The organism is Halorhodospira sp. M38, assembly GCF_022227985.1.
In the GTDB taxonomy this organism is placed as follows: Bacteria; Pseudomonadota; Gammaproteobacteria; order Nitrococcales; family Halorhodospiraceae; genus Halorhodospira; species Halorhodospira halophila_A.
The window spans coordinates 76655-94600 of the sequence record NZ_JAJNQP010000001.1 but is presented as its reverse complement, the minus strand read 5'-3'; the positions used below and the strand labels follow the sequence as shown (position 1 = coordinate 94600).

At 70.6% G+C, this 17946-nt stretch carries 13 protein-coding genes and 1 riboswitch; of the genes, 3 read left to right on the top strand and 10 right to left on the bottom strand.

The features are described 5' to 3' along the window. Positions 1-26 precede the first annotated feature (26 nt). From LRA98_RS00450 to LRA98_RS00430, 5 genes are read right to left on the bottom strand one after another with little or no spacing between them, the layout of a single operon-like run. The gene (locus tag LRA98_RS00450; RefSeq protein WP_201167117.1) at positions 27-758 is read right to left on the bottom strand and encodes an S-methyl-5'-thioinosine phosphorylase; all 732 of its coding nucleotides are present in this window, start codon (positions 756-758) and stop codon (positions 27-29) included. Then, positions 758-1351: a hypoxanthine-guanine phosphoribosyltransferase gene (locus LRA98_RS00445; RefSeq protein WP_238632615.1), complete on the bottom strand. Its 594-nt coding sequence runs from the start codon at positions 1349-1351 to the stop codon at positions 758-760. Before LRA98_RS00445 ends, LRA98_RS00450 begins: the two co-directional genes overlap by 1 nt. Before the next feature lie 50 nt (positions 1352-1401). Continuing rightward, a complete protein-coding gene (gene nagZ, locus LRA98_RS00440) occupies positions 1402-2442 on the bottom strand; it encodes a beta-N-acetylhexosaminidase (RefSeq protein WP_201242494.1) in 1041 nt (346 codons plus the stop codon). 26 nt (positions 2443-2468) lie between these two features. Beyond that, complete coding sequence (locus LRA98_RS00435) at positions 2469-3014, bottom strand: L,D-transpeptidase (protein ID WP_238632616.1); 546 nt, start codon at positions 3012-3014, stop codon at positions 2469-2471. Further along, positions 2999-3475, bottom strand: coding sequence for a CYTH domain-containing protein (locus LRA98_RS00430; protein WP_201167104.1), 477 nt, complete (start codon positions 3473-3475; stop codon positions 2999-3001). Before LRA98_RS00430 ends, LRA98_RS00435 begins: the two co-directional genes overlap by 16 nt. A gap of 139 nt (positions 3476-3614) precedes the next feature. On the opposite strand from LRA98_RS00430, the gene gpmA reads away from it, so the two are divergent. Next, a complete protein-coding gene (gpmA, locus tag LRA98_RS00425) occupies positions 3615-4307 on the top strand; it encodes a 2,3-diphosphoglycerate-dependent phosphoglycerate mutase (protein WP_238632617.1) in 693 nt (230 codons plus the stop codon). 28 nt (positions 4308-4335) lie between these two features. Continuing rightward, positions 4336-4851 (top strand): cyclic pyranopterin monophosphate synthase MoaC, encoded by a 516-nt coding sequence (gene moaC, locus LRA98_RS00420; protein ID WP_238632618.1) that lies wholly within the window; start codon positions 4336-4338, stop codon positions 4849-4851. On the opposite strand, the gene LRA98_RS00415 is transcribed toward moaC, so the two are convergent. Both LRA98_RS00415 and LRA98_RS00410 read right to left on the bottom strand, forming a co-directional pair. Further along, a complete protein-coding gene (locus LRA98_RS00415; RefSeq protein ID WP_201167095.1) occupies positions 4848-5177 on the bottom strand; it encodes a 4a-hydroxytetrahydrobiopterin dehydratase in 330 nt (109 codons plus the stop codon). The two genes, moaC and LRA98_RS00415, sit on opposite strands and share 4 nt — an antisense overlap. Before the next feature lie 93 nt (positions 5178-5270). Further along, complete coding sequence (locus tag LRA98_RS00410) at positions 5271-6539, bottom strand: glycerate kinase type-2 family protein (protein ID WP_238632619.1); 1269 nt, start codon at positions 6537-6539, stop codon at positions 5271-5273. Positions 6540-6613: 74 nt separating this feature from the next. Beyond that, positions 6614-6718, top strand: a riboswitch (TPP riboswitch). Between the two features lie 89 nt (positions 6719-6807). Between LRA98_RS00410 and thiC the strand changes: the two genes are divergently transcribed. Beyond that, positions 6808-8418 carry a phosphomethylpyrimidine synthase ThiC gene (gene thiC, locus LRA98_RS00405; RefSeq protein ID WP_238632620.1) on the top strand — a complete coding sequence of 537 codons (1611 nt, stop codon included), beginning with the start codon at positions 6808-6810 and terminating at the stop codon, positions 8416-8418. 233 nt (positions 8419-8651) lie between these two features. Here thiC and recD read toward each other — a convergent pair whose 3' ends face one another. From recD to recC, 3 genes are read right to left on the bottom strand one after another with little or no spacing between them, the layout of a single operon-like run. Continuing rightward, on the bottom strand, positions 8652-10694 hold the full coding sequence (gene recD, locus LRA98_RS00400; protein ID WP_238632622.1) for an exodeoxyribonuclease V subunit alpha: 2043 nt from the start codon (positions 10692-10694) through the stop codon (positions 8652-8654). Then, positions 10691-14413, bottom strand: coding sequence for an exodeoxyribonuclease V subunit beta (recB, locus tag LRA98_RS00395; protein ID WP_238632624.1), 3723 nt, complete (start codon positions 14411-14413; stop codon positions 10691-10693). The genes recD and recB overlap by 4 nt, the downstream gene beginning before the upstream one ends. Continuing rightward, on the bottom strand, positions 14400-17894 hold the full coding sequence (recC, locus tag LRA98_RS00390) for an exodeoxyribonuclease V subunit gamma (protein ID WP_238632626.1): 3495 nt from the start codon (positions 17892-17894) through the stop codon (positions 14400-14402). Before recC ends, recB begins: the two co-directional genes overlap by 14 nt. Positions 17895-17946 lie beyond the last annotated feature (52 nt).

Here is a 17946-nt window from a genome sequence, read left to right as displayed (position 1 = left end):
CGCCGGCTTCCGTCTGGGCCGGTCGTCTAGCTTAGCGCCGCGATGATCCTGCGCACCGCCTCCATGCCGTGGAGGAGGTGATCGCGGATCTCGTCCATGGACAGCTCCGCCCCGTCGCCCATGCCGGCGGCCCAATTGGCCACCACGGCGCAGTGGGCGTAGCGCAACTCGGCCTCGCGCGCCAACGCCGCCTCCGGCATGCCGGTCATCCCCACCAGATCGCAGCCGTCCCGGCGCATGCGGCGGATCTCCGCAGCCGTCTCCAGGCGCGGCCCCTGGGTGGCGCCGTAGGTGCCGCCATCGATCGCATCGACGCCGGCCTCGCGCGCGGCGCCGAGCAGCCACTCCCGCACAGTGCCGTCGTAGGGATAGGTGAAATCGATGTGGGTAACGTGATCCAGATCCTGGTGGTAAAAGGTGGCGATACGCGAGTGCGTGTAGTCGATGATCTGATCCGGGATCGCGACCCGGCGCGGCGCGTACTCCTCCCCCAGGCCACCGACCGCCGCGACGGCGATCACCCGGTCGACGCCGACGTGACGCAGGGCCCAGATGTTGGCGCGATAGTTGACCTGGTGCGGCGGGATATTGTGGCTGTGGCCGTGGCGCGCCAAGAAGGTGACATCGTGGCCACGGAATGTGCCGTGGATCAATGGCGCCGATGGCTCGCCGAACGGAGTCCGGACCACCTCGCGACGGGTGATTTCCAGCCCCTCGAGGGAGGTCAGCCCGGTCCCGCCGATAATGCCAACACTCATCAACGCTCCTCCGTATCCGGTTCCTGTTGCGACCTTGCGGCCTGCTCGGTGCGGGCATCGATGGCGTAGATGCCATCGGCGTTGCGCCCCAGCCCCCGGCAGTCCATCCCGGCGCCGAAGACGTAGCGGTCCTCCACTTCGAGCCCGACGTAGTCGGCGCACAGCCCCTCGAACTTGCGATCGTGGCGCTTATCGACCAACACGGCGGTTCGCACCGAGCGCGCCCCGCCGTTGCGGAAGGCCTCGATGATCCCGGCCAGCGTATGGCCCTCATCCAGGATGTCATCGACGATCAGCAGGTCTCGCCCCTCCATCGGCGTCGTGGGTAGCGCATGCCACACCAGATCCTCGCCGCTGAGTTCGTTGCGGTACCGGGTGGCGTGGACATAGTCGACCTCGAGCGGGAACTCCAGGCGCGGCAGCAGCCGCCCTGCCGGGATCATCCCGCCGATCATGACGCCCAGGATCAGCGGGTTGCGCCCGCCGAGATCCTCGGTGATCTCCGCGGCCATGCGATCCAGGGCCCGCTCGATGGCCCGCCGGTCATGGATCAGTTCGGCCCCGCGCAGATCCGGGGCATCGTCCCAAGGCATCGCAGCCCTCCTGGTACCGTTGTCTTTTACCGTTGTCGGTTTCGATGGACTCACCCCGGCGCCTCGAAGCCCGGGATCCCCTCAGTCAGCTCGCGGACCGCTGCCTGATAGGCGGCATCCTCCTGGAGTTCGGACCATGCCGGGGCCGGCCGACCATGCATACGCACCATACGCAGTCCGGATGCAGGTTCCAGCCAGCGGTCTGCCGCGACCTCGCCGAGCAGCGCCTCGGCCTGCGGCGGATCGCAGACCAGCGCTGCATCGCAGCCGGCCCCGAGGCACGCATCCACCCGTTCCAGCATGGTGCCGGCCGTCTCCGCCCCGCGCATACCGAGGTCGTCACTGAAAACGGCCCCGAGGAAGCCCACGCGACGACGCAGGATGTCACCGATCCAGCGCCGGGAGAACCCGGCGGGCCGGTCGTCCACCTCGGGGTAGACCACGTGCGCCGCCATGATCCCCGGCAGCCCGGCGGCGGCCAGGCGCTGAAAGGGTACCAGATCCCGGCGCGCGATCTCTGCCAATGGCCGCCCATCGCACGGCAGCGCAACGTGACTGTCAGCCTCAACCGAGCCGTGCCCCGGGAAGTGCTTGCCTACCGCCGCCATACCCGCCTGGCGCATACCGCGCATCCAGGCATGCCCCAACCGCGCCACCGTGGCCGGATCCCCGTGCAGGGCGCGCGCGCCAATGACGCGGCTGATCCCGCCATCGAGATCCAGCACCGGGGCGAAGCTCAGATCCACTCCGCAGGCGCGGAGCTCCGCAGCCATGACCCACGCGGTCCTCTGTGCGGTCAGCCGAGCCTGATGCGGGTCGAGATCGTTCAGGCGACCCAGCCAAGAAGCGGGGGGAAGCGGCGTGAACCCCTCGCGGAATCGCTGCACGCGCCCACCCTCCTGATCCACCGCGATCAACAGCGGCGGCTCGCGCACGGCGTGGATGTCCCGCGTGAGATCATGCAGTTGCTGCACATTCTGAAAGTTGCGGGCAAAGAGGACGACGCCACCGACGGCCGGGTGGCGCAGGAGTTCCCGCGACTGCGCGGGGAGTTCCACCCCCTCGATACCGATCATCAACGGGCCCAGCATGGCGTGCCCCTCCCTGTCGCCCCGAATCAGCCGCCCCGGGTCGGCATCGGCCGGCTCGGCCAGCGCGAACCGATCCAGACCGGGGTGCCCGCATCCACCGCGTCGAACAGCTCGATCACGTCCGCGTTGCGCATGCGGATGCATCCGTGGGAGCACGGCACACCGACAGGCTCGCTGTCCGGGCACCCGTGGATGTAGATGAACCGCTTCATGGTATCCACCGCACCGAGGCGATTCACCCCGCGCTCCAGGCCGGATAGCCACAGGATACGACTCAGGATCCAGTCACGCTGCGGGTGCTCTCGGTGCAGGGCCGGTGTCCACACCTCGCCGGTCGGGCGCCGGGCCACGAACACCGCCCGGCAGGGCTGATCGGCGCCGATGCGGGCCCGCACGGAGTGCCAGCCGCGCGGGGTCCCGCCACCGCCATGGCGCTCCCCGGGACCGCGGGCAGCCGTGGCCACCGGGAACACGCGCAGCGCGGCCTCCCGCTCGTGGAGGGTCAACCGCTGCGCCGGCAGATCAACACCCAGCCAGCGTTGCGGCAGGGCACGGCTCACCGCGCGGCCCATTGCGAGTAGGGGTTCTGGATGAGGCAGACGTTGTAGTAGCGCGGGTCATCGGAGACCTCCTCGCCGACCCAAGGGGGGCACTCGAAGTCCTCATCGGCATCGCCGAGCTCGATTTCGGCAACCACCAGTCCCGCGTTGTCGCCCTCGAAGACATCAACCTCCCAAGTATGCCCCGCCCACGGCACCTCGTAGCGCACCTTCTCGATCTGCGGCCGCTCGCAGAGCTCCGCGAGCATCTCCTCGGCATCCCGCAGCGGGATCGGATACTCGTACTCACGGCGTTCCACTCCCAGGGTGGCGCTCTTGATGTTCAGCCACGCCTGCTCTCCGGCGACGCGCACACGGATCGAGGCGCGCTGCGCCCCCACCAAATACCCCTGGCGCATGCGCTGTCCGGTATCGGCATGCTCACGCCAATCATCGCCGCTGAGCAGAAACTTGCGCTCGATTTCTTGCGCCACTTCATCCTCCACTTGAACCACGTGAATGGCGTTACCATACAACCCGTAGCGTGCGCCGTCACAACGGCGCCCCCCCTCGCCGAGGACGGCCCGAGGCATTACACTATCGGCCCTTTCCGTCACGGAGGGTGTGAACCTGATGCCGAAACTCGTCCTACTGCGTCACGGCCAGAGCATCTGGAATCTCGAGAACCGGTTCACGGGCTGGTACGACGTCGACCTGAGCGATCAGGGGATCGACGAAGCCCGGGAGGCAGGCGTCGCCCTACGCGAGGCGGGGATCACCCCGCAGGTCGCCTACACCTCGGTGCTTAAACGGGCCATTCGCACCCTTTGGTTGAGCCTCGCCGAACTCGACCGCATGTGGATCCCCGAGATCAAGGACTGGCGGCTGAATGAGCGCCACTACGGTGCCCTCACCGGCCTGAACAAAGCGGAAACGGCCGAGCAGTACGGCGACGAGCAGGTCCACATCTGGCGGCGCAGCTACGACACCCCGCCCCCGGCCCTGGAGCCGGACGACGAACGCCACCCGCGCCACGATCCGCGCTACGCCGATCTGGATCCGCACCAGCTGCCGGGTACGGAGTCGCTCAAGCTGACCTTGGAGCGCGTGCTCCCCTGCTGGGAGCGCGAGATCGCACCGGCGCTGCGCCAGTACGACTGCGTGCTCATCGCCGCCCACGGCAACAGCCTGCGTGCGCTGGTCAAGCACCTCGACGGGCTGGCTGATGACGCGATCATGAAGGTCGAGATTCCCACCGGACGGCCGCTGGTCTACGAGCTAGACGACAACCTGGGCGTGCAGCGCAGCTACTACGTCCAGGATTGACCGGAGCCCCCGCCGAGGAGGCACGCCCATGGGCGACGGGTCTGGCCACAAGGATCAAGCCGCCTCACCGCTGCCCCACCTGACAGGTAGCGGCGAGGCGCACATCGTCGATATCGGCGATAAGGCGGCCACGCGACGGGTGGCCGTCGCCGAGGGCTGGATCGCCCTGTCGGAATCGGCCTTCTCGGCCCTGGAGGCCGGCAACCTGAAAAAGGGCGACGCCTTGGCCACGGCCCGCATCGCCGGGCTGATGGCCGCCAAGCGCACGGCAGAACTCGTCCCCCTGTGCCACCCCGTGGCGTTGAGTCACGCCGAGGTTACGCTGACCCTGCAGGCGGAAAGCCACCGGGTCCATTGCCGCACCCGGGTTGAAACCACCAGCGCCACCGGGGTGGAGATGGAGGCGCTCACCGCGGTGCAGACAGCCCTGCTGACCGTCTACGACATGTGCAAGGGGCTCGACCGCGGCATGGAAATTGGCGGCGTCCGTCTCGTGCACAAGCGAGGCGGACGCTCCGGGCACTGGGGCGACGATCCGGACTAGGCGCCCAGGGCATCGACCTTGGCGGCGAGGATGAAGTCGTTCTCGTGCAACCCCTCGATCTTGTGCGTCTGGATCTGCACCTCGGCGTAGCCGTAGCCGAGGAGGATGTCCGGGTGGTGATCCTCCGCCTCGGCCACTTCCGTGACCCGATTGACGAAGGCCAGAGCATCAATGAAGTTGCGGAACTTGAAACGCCGGTAGATCATCCGGGCATCGGCATCCAGGGACCACTCGGGGACCTGCGCCAGCATGCCCTCCGCCTGCTCCCGGTCCATGGGCGCCACGCCGCCCTGGCACGGCACGCACGTCTTCTCGGTCAGACTCATCTCGACTACCTCCACGGTTGACCACGGTCCTTCCCGTTCAGTGTAGGTCCCCTCCCGGGAACCGGGACACCTTAAACGGCCCGCGGGATTTGCCTACGGGACCAGGAGCGCGCGGAAGTCGTTGACGTTGGTCAGCGTCGGCCCGGTGTGCAGCAGCCCCCCGACGGCCTCAAAGAAGCCGTAGCTGTCGTTCTCCGCCAGGTGCGCCCAGGCGTCCAGCCCTTGGGCACAGGCGCGTTCCAAGGTGGCCGGATCGACCAGCGCGCCGGCGTTGTCTTCACTGCCGTCGATGCCGTCGGTATCGGCGCAGAGCAGGTGGAAGCCCGGGATCCCGTCGGCAGCCAGGGCCGCCGCCAGGGCCAGCTCGGTGTTGCGACCCCCCCGGCCCGAACCGCGCACGGTCACCGAGGTCTCGCCACCGGAGAGCAGCACACAGGGCGGCGGCACCGGCGCGCCCCAACGCCGGCAGGAGCGACCCATGCCAATCAGTACGCGCGCCACCTCGCGGGCCTCGCCCTCGATGGTGTCGCCCAGTACCAGCGGGGTCACACCATCCGCCCGGGCCGCCTGCGCCGCGGCCTGCAGGGCTGCCTGAGCCCCGGCGACCACATGGCATGACACGCGCCGCAGACGCGCATCATCGGGCCGCGGGGGTGGCTGCGCCTGCTCCAGCGCTGCGGTGACCGAGGGGTCGCAGGGCACTTGATAACGATCCAGGATTCGGCGCGCATCCTCCGGTGTCGAAGTATCCGGGCTGGTGGGGCCGGAGGCGATGGTCGCCGGCTCGTCTCCCGGCACGTCGGAGATGAGCAGAGTGACGACCCGTGCCGGGTGGGCGCGCGCAGCCAGGCGCCCGCCCTTCACTGCCGACAGGTGACGGCGGACGGTGTTGATGGCATCGATCGGTGCACCGCTGCGCAGCAGGGCCCGGGTGGTCGCCTGCTTCCCAGCCAGGGTCAGCGGCGGTGCAGGGGCGGGCAGCAGCGCCGACCCACCCCCGGAGAGCAGCACCAGGACCAAGTCGTCCGACCCCAGGCCGTCGAGCTGGCCGAGCAGCTCCTGCGTCGCTTCAACACCCGCCTCGTCCGGCACCGGATGGCCGGCCTCGCGCACCACAATGCTGCCGGCAGCCATGGCGTGTCCGTACGGCACGATCACGGTGCCGCTCAGCGGGCCAGTCCAGTTCGTTTCGACGGCTGCTGCCATCGAGGCAGCCGCCTTGCCAGCGCCCACAACCACCGTCCTGCCCGCCCCGGGCTCCGGGAGCATGGGGGGCAGACAACGGGCCGGATCCACCGCCGCCAAAGCCGCCTGGAACCAACGCTCAAGCCACACCCGAGGGTCCTGGCGCTCCGCTCCCATGGCAACCTCCGCTTCCTGCAGGCCCTAGGGGGCATCTTTGCACACCTGATCCGCAAATGCTCTAATGCGGCTCAAGACGGAAGCGGGGGTGCCCCCCGGCCAGCCGGCCGGGGGGCTGAGAGAGTCCCTTGGAACCTGATCCGGTTCGTACCGGCGTAGGGAGCTTCCGGGTGGTGCGCGCCAGCCTCGGGCTGAGCCCGCACGCTCTACACCCGCCCCGCTCCGTCTCCAAACGGCCAATGACAAGGGAGATGGAGCCTTGAACGAGATGGATTCCGCAACCACCCGTCCGCCGACCCCGGATCAGACCCGCGACACCAGCAACTGTCCGCTCAGCCAAGCCGTCCGCGAGCGTGCCTGTGCAGCCGCCGGCCCGTTCCCGGCTTCGCACCGGGTCTACCTGCAGGGAAGCCGGGAGGATCTCCGGGTGGCCATGCGCGAGATCGTCCAGAGCCCGACCCAGACCAGCGACGGGCCGCGCGAGAACCCGCCCCTGCGCGTCTACGACACCGGCGGCCCCTACACGGATGCCGAGGCCAAGCTCGACCCCGCCCGGGGCATCCACCCCGTCCGCGCTCCCTGGATCGCCGAGCGCGGCACCAGGACCCCCACCCAGCTCGACCACGCGCGTGCCGGCGTCATCACCCCGGAGATGGAGTACGTCGCCCTGCGCGAGGGCCTGTCGGCGGAGTTCGTGCGCGACGAGATCGCCCGCGGCCGGGCCGTGATCCCGGCCAATCATCGCCACCCCGAGGCGGAGCCGATGGCCATCGGCCGCCATTTCAAGGTCAAGGTCAACGCCAACATCGGCAACTCGCCGCTGAGTTCCGGCATCCCGGAAGAGCTCGAGAAGCTCATCCACGCCGTGCGCTGGGGCGCCGACACCGTCATGGACCTGTCCACCGGCGAGGCTATCCACGAGACCCGCGCCTGGCTGCTGCGCAACTCGCCGGTGCCGATCGGCACCGTGCCGATCTACCAAGCGCTGGAGAAGGCCGGACGCCCGGAAGACCTCACTTGGGAGGTGTTCCGCGACACCCTCATCGAACAGGCCGAACAAGGGGTGGACTACTTCACCATCCATGCGGGCGTACGCTACAACCACGTCGACCTGGCCCGCGGCCGTCTGACCGGGATCGTCTCCCGCGGCGGATCGGTCATGGCCAAGTGGTGCAGCCACCACCAGGCCGAGAGCTTCCTCTACGAGCGCTTCGACGAGATCTGCGAAATCCTGGCCCGCTACGACATCACCATCTCCCTCGGTGACGGCCTGCGGCCGGGCTCCGTGGCCGATGCCTCGGACGAGGCACAGCTGGCCGAGCTGCGGACCCTGGGTGCGCTCACTGAACGCGCTTGGGCCCACGGCGTGCAGGTCATCATCGAGGGACCGGGGCACATCCCGATGAACCAGATCGAGGAGAACATGCGCCTGCAGAGCGAGGCCTGCCTGGAGGCACCCTTCTACACCCTCGGCCCCATCGTCACCGACATCGCGCCGGGGTACGACCACATCACCTCGGCCATTGGCGCGGCACAGATCGGCTGGCACGGCACGGCGATGCTCTGCTACGTCACCCCGAAGGAGCACCTGGGGCTGCCCAACGCCGATGACGTGCGCACCGGCATCGTCACCTACAAGGCGGCCGCCCACGCGGCGGATGTGGCGCGCGGCCACCCGGGGGCACGCGATCGGGACGATGCGCTCTCCCGCGCCCGCTACGAGTTCCGCTGGGAGGATCAGTTCAACCTCTCTCTAGACCCGGAGCGGGCCCGTGCCTATCACGACGAGACGCTGCCGAAGGCCTCCCACAAAGAGGCGGCCTTCTGCTCGATGTGCGGGCCCCGCCACTGCGCCATGGCGATCAGCCAGGAGCTGTGAGCCGGACCGCGGCGCCCCAATAGTTTTATGCTATCACAGAGGTTCAAAAGAAAGACTGTACGTATCGATACGCGATGCTTAACGTAGGAACCGTAACGTTCGACGTATCGCCAACGGTCCTCCGCAACACCGGCGGCCGCCCCCAGCCGCCACCAGCGTTTCCGACTCCACATGACGATGACGTTCGCCGCCCTCCGGGGCGGCTTTTTTTGTGCGCCCTCACTGTCGAGGGCCTAGCCGAAGTCCTCGAGCATGGCCCGCAGGCCGCCGCCACGCACCGTACGCTGGCGCACCGCCGTCTTCAGGACGCCCGGTTGCGACTCCAGCAACGTGAACCACTGACTGGCCCGGGTGATGCCGGTGTAGAGGAGCTCCCGGGTGAGCACCGGGCTGGGCCGATCCGGCAGCAACAGCGCCGCGTGGCGAAACTCCGAGCCCTGGGCCTTGTGCACCGTCAGGGCGAACGCCGTCTCCACCGACTCCAGCCGATGGGGCGGGATCCAGCGGATGCGTCCACTGCCATCGGCGGCGCGGAAGGCCACCCGCAGCACCGCCTGTCGGTCCTCCTCGGCGCCCTGCGCCTGCGGCCCCTGCACCAGCGAACGCGGGACCCGAAGGGCGATGCCGATATCCCCGTTGATCAGCCCCAGGCCATAGTCGTTGCGGGTGACGATCACCGGCCGCCCCTCGTACCAGGCCCCCTCCCCGTGGATCAGACCGCGCTGGCGCAGCGCCGCGGCCAGGCGCTCATTCAGGGCCTCGACCCCGTACGGTCCGCGCCGCAGCGCCGCCAGCAACTGGAACGCCCCGTGCGTCTCCAGCACCTGCGAGGCCCAGCCGGCGTAGGCCGCGGCGGACGCATCCCGGCCCGGTCGCAGCGCCTGGATCTCCTGCAGATAGGCCGCATGCCCGACCCCGGTCTGCCCGCCGTCCACCGCCCAGTCGATCAGCGCCGGGTCTTGCTCGCCGTCGGCGAGCTTCACCCGCGCCAGGTCGCCCTCGTGCCCATAGCCCCAGGCCTCGACCGCCGCCTGGTCACCGGCATTCACCGCCCGAGCCAGGCGCCCGATCCCGCTGTCGGCACCGAAGCGGTGACTGTGCCGCAGCATGACGACGTGTTGGTCGATCCCCCCGCCGTCACGATCGATCAGCGCCGGCGGGATCCACTGACCGCTGACCGCCTCCAGCCACTCGGCGGTCTCGGGCCGATAACCGCCCTGATCCGCCCGGGCGCAGAGCTCGCCGAGGATGGCGCCGGCCTCCACCGAGGCCAACTGATCCTTGTCGCCGAGCAGCACCAGCCGGGCCCCATCCGGCAGGGCCTCCAGCAGCGCCGCCATCAGCTCCACATCGATCATCGACGCCTCATCCACGACCACCACATCGGCGGCCAGGGGCTCCCCGGCGTGGTGGCGGAAACGCCGCCCGCCGCCTGCGCCCAGCAGCCGGTGGACGGTCACCACCTCGGTGGGGATCCGCGCGCGCAGCTCGGCGCCGCCGTCCAACGCCTCCAGGCCCAGCCGGTCCACCGCCCCGGCGATGCTCGCGTTCAGCCGCGCCGCCGCCTTGCCGGTGGGCGCCGTCAGACGGATGCGCAGGGCCCCGCCGTGGAGCCCCTGCAGCAACGCCAGCAGGCGCAACACCGTCGTGGTCTTGCCGGTCCCCGGTCCGCCGGTGATCACACTGAAACCGCCCCCGGCGGCCACGGCACAGGCAACGCGCTGCCAATCCGGGCCACCGTCCGCCGGCGCGCCGAACAACCCATCCAGCCAGCGCCGGACCGCGGCCGGGTCGAGCTGCGCGCGCCACTGCGCCGCTGCATCGACGCGCTGGCGCATCGCCTGGGCGATGGTGCGCTCGCAGGCCCAGTAGCGGCGCAGGTAGAGCCTCGGTCCGTCGCGCACCAGCGGTGTGGACCCGGGGCCGCTGCCCACCAACTCCGGGCACGCCAGCTGCCGCTCAAAGGCATCCCGACCGCCGGCGGCGGCCAGGAGCTCCCCGGGAGGCCTCACCGGCTCGGGGGTTTCGGCGGTCTCCGGCGGCAGGCTCAGGACCGGCTCGGCCCGCTCCCAGAGTTGATCGAGATCCAGGCAGACATGGCCACGGCCGGCCTGATGACTGGTCAGCGCCGCGGCCAGCAGCAGCAACGGCGGCGCATCGGGCACCTGCTCACGCAGGAACTCCGCCAGGGCCCCGTCCAGCGAGCGCAGCCAGCCCAGCGCCTCGGCCTCGCGCAGCCACTGGAGGATCGCCTGCTGATCGAAGCGCTCGCTCACGACGCCTGCTCCTGCTGCCCATCCGGCCCGTCGCGCAGCCACCCATCGAGCTCCTCGATCAGGGCCCGCGGCGGACGGGCGTGGAACACGCCCTGCCCCGGCGCCTGTACGCCGCGCAGAAAGAGATAGAAGCCGCCACCGACGTGGCGGTCGTAGTCGTAATCCGGCAGCCGGGCACGCAGGAGCCGGTGCAGCGCCAGGGTGTAGATCACCAGCTGCAGGTCGTAGCGGCGCTCCAGCACCTCGGCCTCCAGGTGCTCCGGGGCGTAGTGTCCATCGCCACCGCCAAGCCAGTTGGACTTGTAGTCGGCCACGTAGTAGCGCCCCTCATGGCAGCAGACCAGGTCGATGAAGCCCTTGAGCATGCCGTTGAGCCGCGCCGGGGCCACCGGTGGGCGAGCCCGGCCCGGCAGCAGATGCTGGCACACCCTTTCATCAAGCCGCTCGGCGCGCAGCGGCTGGGTCTCGATCAGGAACTCCAGCTCCGCCTGATAGGTCTGCAACCGTCCCAGCGCCAGGGGCGTCTGCGCACCGGGCAAGGAGAGTTCGGCGCCGAGCAGCGCGCGCAGCCAGCCCTGCACCGTGGCCGTGTGATCCTCCCAGCCGCGAAAGCGGCAGCGCCGCTCCACCTCGGCATCCAGCCCCTCGGGCTGCGACCCGGCCACGGCCAGGCCCAACTGTGTCGCCGCCCACTCCAGAAGGTTGTGCAGGAAGGTGCCGGCATCCGGACCGCGCGGGAAGCCGTGCCACGAGCCGGCCGCCCCCCCGGCCTCCTGGGCCGGGGCCTGCCCCGACTCCTCGCGCAGCACGTCCTCGGCCGCGCTCGCCGGAGCCGAGTGGGCACTCCCGCCGGTATCGTGGCGGACCAGGGCGCTGTAGCTGGCGATCCACCAGGCATCCGCGGCCCGCCGCCGGGGCCGACACGGCTCGCCGAGCGGCGGCAGCGCCGGATCCCCGACGAAACGACTCGGCTCATCGAGCAGCGGCTCGCTGACGGTGATCCCCGGATCGACGGCCGCGGCCCGTTCCAGCACCGTCTCAAGGCCCCCGGGTTCCACCCCATCCGGTCCGGCGAGAAGATACCCCGCCGCGCTGCGCTCGAGCAGGCTGCGCTTGTTGTTGCCCACGGTGATCGGCGCCATGCCGACCCAGCAGGCGTGCTGGGCGCGGGTCAGGGCAACGTAGAATAGCCGCAGGTCCTCGGCCAGGCGCTCGGCCTCGGCCACCTCGACGTCCTCCGCATCGAGCTCGAAACGCCAGCGCAGCCGCCCGTCCCGATCCGGCACCCGGCGGGGCGCGTCCCCCGCGCTGACCGCGCGGAAGGTGCAGGCGAAGGGCAGAAAGACCAACGGATACTGCAGCCCCTTGGACTTGTGGATGGTCACCACCTTGACCAGGTCCTCGTCGCTTTCCAGGCGCAGGATCTGATCCTCGACGCCGTTGCGGGCCTGCTGGCGCAGCTCCACCAGGTGGCGGATCAGCGCCTGCTCACCGTCGTGCTCGCGCGCCCACTGCTGCAACAGCTCGGCGAGGTGGAGCAGATTGGTCAGCGAGCGCTCGCCGCCACCGGTGGCCAACAGCCGCTGCGGCACGCCGAAGTCGTGCAGGAGGCGGTGGAGCATCGCCAGCACCCCGCGGCTGCGCCAGAGTCGGCGATACCCGCCGAACTGCTCGATGCGCCGCTCCCAGGCCAGCTCATCGGTGACCAGCCGGTCGAGCTCGCTCAGCGCCAGCCCCAGGGTGGGCGTGGCCAGGGCCGCCCGCACCAGGCCCTCATCCGTCGGCTCGGCACAGGCGCGCAGCCAGCGCACCAGGTCGTCAGCCTCGGCGGTGGCCAGCACCGAGTCATTATCAGAAAGGTAGACACTGCGCACATCGCGGGCGGCCAACGCCTCCTGGATGGCGCGCGCCTCGTGGCGATCACGCACCAGCACCGCCATATCCCGCGGGCGCACCGGCTCCAGGCGACCATCCGGGTGGCGGAACCCGGTGACGGCCGGCCGCGCCGCACCGCCGTTGAGCAACGCCACCATGCGCGCGGCAGCCGCCTCGGCGTAGACCGGCAGGTAGGCGTTTTTCGCCACCGACACGCCGGGGTCGTGGCACCAGAGGTTCAGCGCCGGGTGCTCCGTTCCCGCCTCCTCGAAGCACTCGGCGCGCCCCCGGGCCTGCACCGGCTGGAAGGGCAACCCGCCCCCGGGGCCGCCCCGGAAGGCGAAGGCGCCCGCGGGCCAGCTCGCCTCGGCCCGGGCGAAGAGCTGGTTGACCGCGCCGACCAGCGCCTCGCTGGAGCGGAAGTTGCGCGGCAGCGTGTAGTGCCGCCCCGCGGTGGCCGCGCGGGCGCGCAGGTAGCTGTGGATGTCCGCCCCGCGGAAGCCGTAGATCGCCTGCTTGGGATCCCCGATGAGGAACAGCCCCAGCTCCGGGTCGTTGTCCGTGATCCGGTAGACGGTCTCGAAGAGCTCGTACTGGACCGGGTCGGTGTCCTGGAACTCGTCGATGAGCGCCACCGGGAACTGGCTGCGGATGGTCTGCGCCAGATGGGCGCCGCCGGGGCCGCGCAGGGCATCGCGCAGCCGGGTGAGCAGATCCTGGAAACCGAGCTGCGCCCGGCGGCGCTGCTCGGCCTGGAAACGCCGGGTGATCCAGCAGGCGGCGGCGCGCAGGATCGCCACCCCGGGTGCATCCAGCTCCGCGTGGCGGTCCAGCGCCTGGAAGGCGCGATGGAGCGAGGCCGGCAGGCTCTGGCCCTTCTTGTGTCGCGACGGGTCCGCCAGCCCGGCGGCGCTCATGCGCTCGAGCAGGCCCGGGTCGGGCTTGCCCTGATCATTCAAAGGCACCGGTTGGGCCGGATCGTCCGCCCAGGCCGCCATGCGCTCAAGCAACCGCTGTGGGTTCCTGTACTTGTTGCCGTTGAGCACCCGGCGGTGCAGATCGAGGAACTCGGCCTCCACCGCCTCGCGCTCCTCGCGCCAGGGCGCCTTGATCGCCTCCAGCGCCTCGTGCCAGGCGCCCAGGCGCTCGGCCAGGCCGCGGGGCTCGAGCAGGCGGCCGTCCGCGTCGTCGATGAGCTCCTCATCGGCGCCGATCAGACGCGACAGCGCCCCCTGCAGGGCCTCCGGGGCCGCCGCCCCCACCGCATGCCGGAAGAGCTGGAAGGCCGCCGGATCGAGGGGATAGACGAAGGTCCGCCAGTAATCGCGGACCGATTCGGCGAGCAGATCGCCGGGGTCGGTCTCCAGGTCCTGGGTGAAGAGACTGCCGCTGTCGAAGGCGTGCTCGCGCAGCATCCGATAGCACCAGGCGTGGATGGTGGCCACGGCCGCTTCGTCCATCCACTCGGCGGCCAGCTCCAGCACCCGGGCGGCCTGGGCCCGTTCCGAGTGCTGCGGATACGCCTGCAGCAGCCCATCGAGAAACGGATCCACCTCCGCGGCCTGCTCCGGATCCCGGAAGACCGCGGCCGCCTCCGCCAGGCGGCTGCGTATGCGCTCGCGCAGCTCGCGGGTGGCCGCCTCGGTGAAGGTCACCACGAGGATCTGCGGCGGGGTCAGCGATCGCCCGAACGCGGCCTCACCCCCGTGGTTGAGGACCAGGCGCAGGTAGAGCGCGGCGATGGTGTAGGTCTTGCCCGTCCCGGCGCTGGCCTCGATCAGCCGCGACCCGTGCAGCGGGAAACGCAGCGGCTCGAGCGCGCGGGCGTCGTCAGCCGTGCCCATCGCCGTCCTCCGTGTACGCCTGGACCGCCCGCAAAAGCGGCGCGTAGAGCGCCTCGCGCCAGACCGGGAAGCCCTCATCCTCCAGCCAGTCCGCCGCCCGCGGGAAGGCGCGCAGGTCGTGGGCGTCGGCGGCCGCCCAGGTGTAGTTATCGCCGACGTAGACCCGTTCGGCCGCGGCCGCCGGATCACCGCGCTCCTCGTCCTGCGCGGTCAGCCAGGCGCAGGTTGGCTGGCAGGGCACCGGCAGCGGTCGGCGCTGCGCCTGCGCCCAGCCAGCAAGCAGCTGGCTCAGGTGCTCACCGGCCTGCCCCGGCTCCAGCGGCGCCAGGGCCACGTCGAGGTCGTGTCCGACGATCACGGTCGTCAGGGGCTCGCCGGCCGCGTTGGCCATCAGGTGGGTGACCCACGGTGCGGCCAGCAGGTCAAAGCGCCAGCGCACCTCCCGGCGGTTGACCGCCAGGCGGCTGAGGTGGTGGGTCAGGCGCACGCGCCGCTGCCCGTCACTGCGGATCCCATCCACCCCGCCCTCCAGCTGCCAATCCCCGTGGCGGTGCGTCAGCCGCTGCAGCGGCTCCAGCTCCTGGGCGAAGGTGGCCAGATGCCGGTGGTAGCGCTCCAGCTGCTCATCGGCCTCGAGCTGGAGCGTCTCGGCCCAGACGGTGCCGGCCGGGCCCAGCGGCAGCGCGCCGGTGCGCTGCAACCGCTGCGCCTCGGCGGCCAGGCGTTCGCGGCGCGCCTCGGGATCGCCGGCCGCCTCTCGCCCGGCCAGAAAGAGCGCCTCGCGCATCTGCCAGCGGGTCAGCCCGTCGAGGCCGAAGGGCTCCTGGTCCTCACTGGCCAGCGGATCGTCGTCGAAATGGACCCCCAGACGACGGTTGAAGAAGGTCTTCACGGGCTGCTTGAGCAGCGCCCCCAGGGTTTCGGGCGTGACCGGCGCCGGCGGCTCCTCCACCGGCCGCTCGGGCAGCGTCGTGACCAGAGGTTCGGACTCGCTCTCATCGCCCTGATGGGCCGCCCACCACTCGCGGGCGTAGGTGTAGTGGCGCGCCGAGGGGTCGGTCTGGAAATTCTGGCGGCTGAACGGCTGCAGCGGGTGTTCGACGGTCAACGCCTCCAGCAGACCGCCGCCGTGCTCATCGTCGGCCAGGCGCCAGCCGGCGGCCAGGTGATCGCGCAGCTGACCGACCAGCACCGAGGGCGGACGCGGCTCGTTATCGCGCACGCTGCGCCCGATCCAGCTGATGTAGAGCCGATCCCGGGCCGAGAGCAGCGCCTCGAGGAAGAGGTAGCGATCGTCCTCGCGGCGCGAGCGATCCCCAGGCCGGTAATCGTCGGCCATCAGATCGAAATCCAGGGGCGTGGGGCTGCGCGGGTAGTCGCCATCGTTCATCCCCAGCAGGCAGACGTGGCGGAAGGGGATCGCGCGCATGGGCATCAGGGTGCAGAAATTCACCGCCCCGACCAGGAAGCGCTGGCTCAGTCGCGTATCCTCCAGCGCCTGCAGCCAATGCTCGCGCACCACGTTCAGCGGCAGCGGCTCGGCGAACGCCCCGCTCTCGCAGTCCCGCTGCCACTTCTCCAGAGCATCGCGCAGCCGCTCCAGGGTCAACGACTCCGCCTCGCCGGAGGGCTCGAAGTAGGTCTCCAGCAGCCGCTGCAGCCGCTCGCCCCACTGCTGTGGGGTGGCCTCCGCGCGCAGCTCGCCCCAGGTGGCCTCCAGGGCGCCGACCAGCCGCTCGAGACGCCCGACGAGGGCGGCGTCCAGCCCGCCCACCTGAGCATACGGTTCGACCCCGGACCACGCCTCGCCGGCGCCGACGGCGTAGCCGAGCAGCATACGGCGCAGGCCAAAGCGCCAGGTGTTCTGCTCCAACCCCTGGGGCAACTGCAGCCCGGCGCGCTGATCGCGGTTGAGCCCCCAGCGGACCCCGGCCTCTTCCGCCCAGCCGTGCAGGGTGGCCAGATCCGCCTCGGTGATCCCAAAGCGCCGGCGCAACGCCGGCGCCTCGAGCAGATCGAGCAGGTCACTCAGCCCGCAGCGCGACTCGGGCAGGCTCAGAAGCTGCTCCACGGCGATGAGCAGCGGATCCAGCCCGCGCTCGCCCTGGTCGGCCACCGTATAGGGGATATGGCGCGCATCGCCGGCATCGAAACGGCCGAAGACGGCCTCGATGTGCGGGGCGTAGGCGTCGATATCCGGCACCATCACGATCACATCGCGCGGGCGCAGCGACGCATCCTCCGAGAATGCGGCGAGCAGCCGGTCATGGAGGACCTCGACCTCGCGCTGGGCGCTGTGGGCGAGATGGAACTGCAGCGACGCATCCTCGCGCCCGACCGCCGGCCAGACCTCCCGGGTCTCGGCCAACGGCCGCAGCTGGAGGATATCGTCCTGGAGCTGGCCGAGCAGCGATCCGGTCTCCGGGCCACGGAAGAGATCGATGCGCTCGCCCGCCTGGGCCAGGGCTCGGTGGGGATGGGCCTGGGGGTCTTCATGGGCGTCCAGCAGACCGATGTAGTCGCGGCCCTGCTTGCCCCAGGCGGCGAGCAGGGGGTGGGCGTGGTTGTGCAGCTCCTCGGCCTCCAGCACCTCGGGCATGCCGGCCTTGCGCGGCCGCCGCCCGGGGCCGGCACGCAGCAGATCCTTATCGGCGATGATATCCGCCCAGTAGAAGGCGCAGGGGTTGTGGACGAAGACCAGCACCTGGGCGAAACGCGAGAGCTCCTGCAGCGCCTCCAGGGTCTGGCGCGGCAGCGACGAGATGCCGAAGACGATCACCCGCCGCGGCAGACCGGCCGGCGCGGTGTCCAGGCTCGCGATGCGCTCGCGGTAGAGCTGATGGACCGTGGCCTGGCCCGCCTCACCCGCCACCTCGGCCAGTTCCGCGCACACGGCGCGCCAGAGCGAGGCCTGCCAGCGCTGCGTCTCGGCCAGATCGCGCGCCTTTCCCCGCGCATCGCGGCAGACGTCCTCGCCCCGCGACCAGTCCGCCAACCAGTCCGCACGGTAGACCTGGTACTGATCGAAGAGATCCGCGATGCGCGCCGCGAGCTGGTAGCGCTTGCGCCCATCCGGGTCGTCGGCCAGGAAGCCGCGCAGCGGCTCGAACCCAGGCTGATCACCGAGTGCGGGGAGCAGGCGGGCCAGCCGCCAGAGGAGCGGATCCTTGCCGAAGGGCGACTCGCGCGGGGCGCCCTCCGGGCCGAGGACCGCGCGGTAGACCGACCAGAGAAAGCGCGCCGGCAACTGCATGGAGACCGACGCAGCGATCCCACAGCCGCCCTGCTCCGCCTCCGGGTGTCGCGCCAGGGCCAGGCGCAGCCACTGCGCCATGCCATTGCTCTGGACCAGGAAGACCTCGTCCTCAAGCGGCGCAAGCGGGTGGCGCTGCACCCACTCCACGGCCACCTGCCGCAGGTCCTCCAGGCGATTGCCATGGATGGTCAGAAAACCAGGTTCGATGGGCTCCTCGGCCGCCAAGCGGGGCTCCTTTCCGCCGGAGTCTGGACACACACCCGCGCCTGCCCCACCC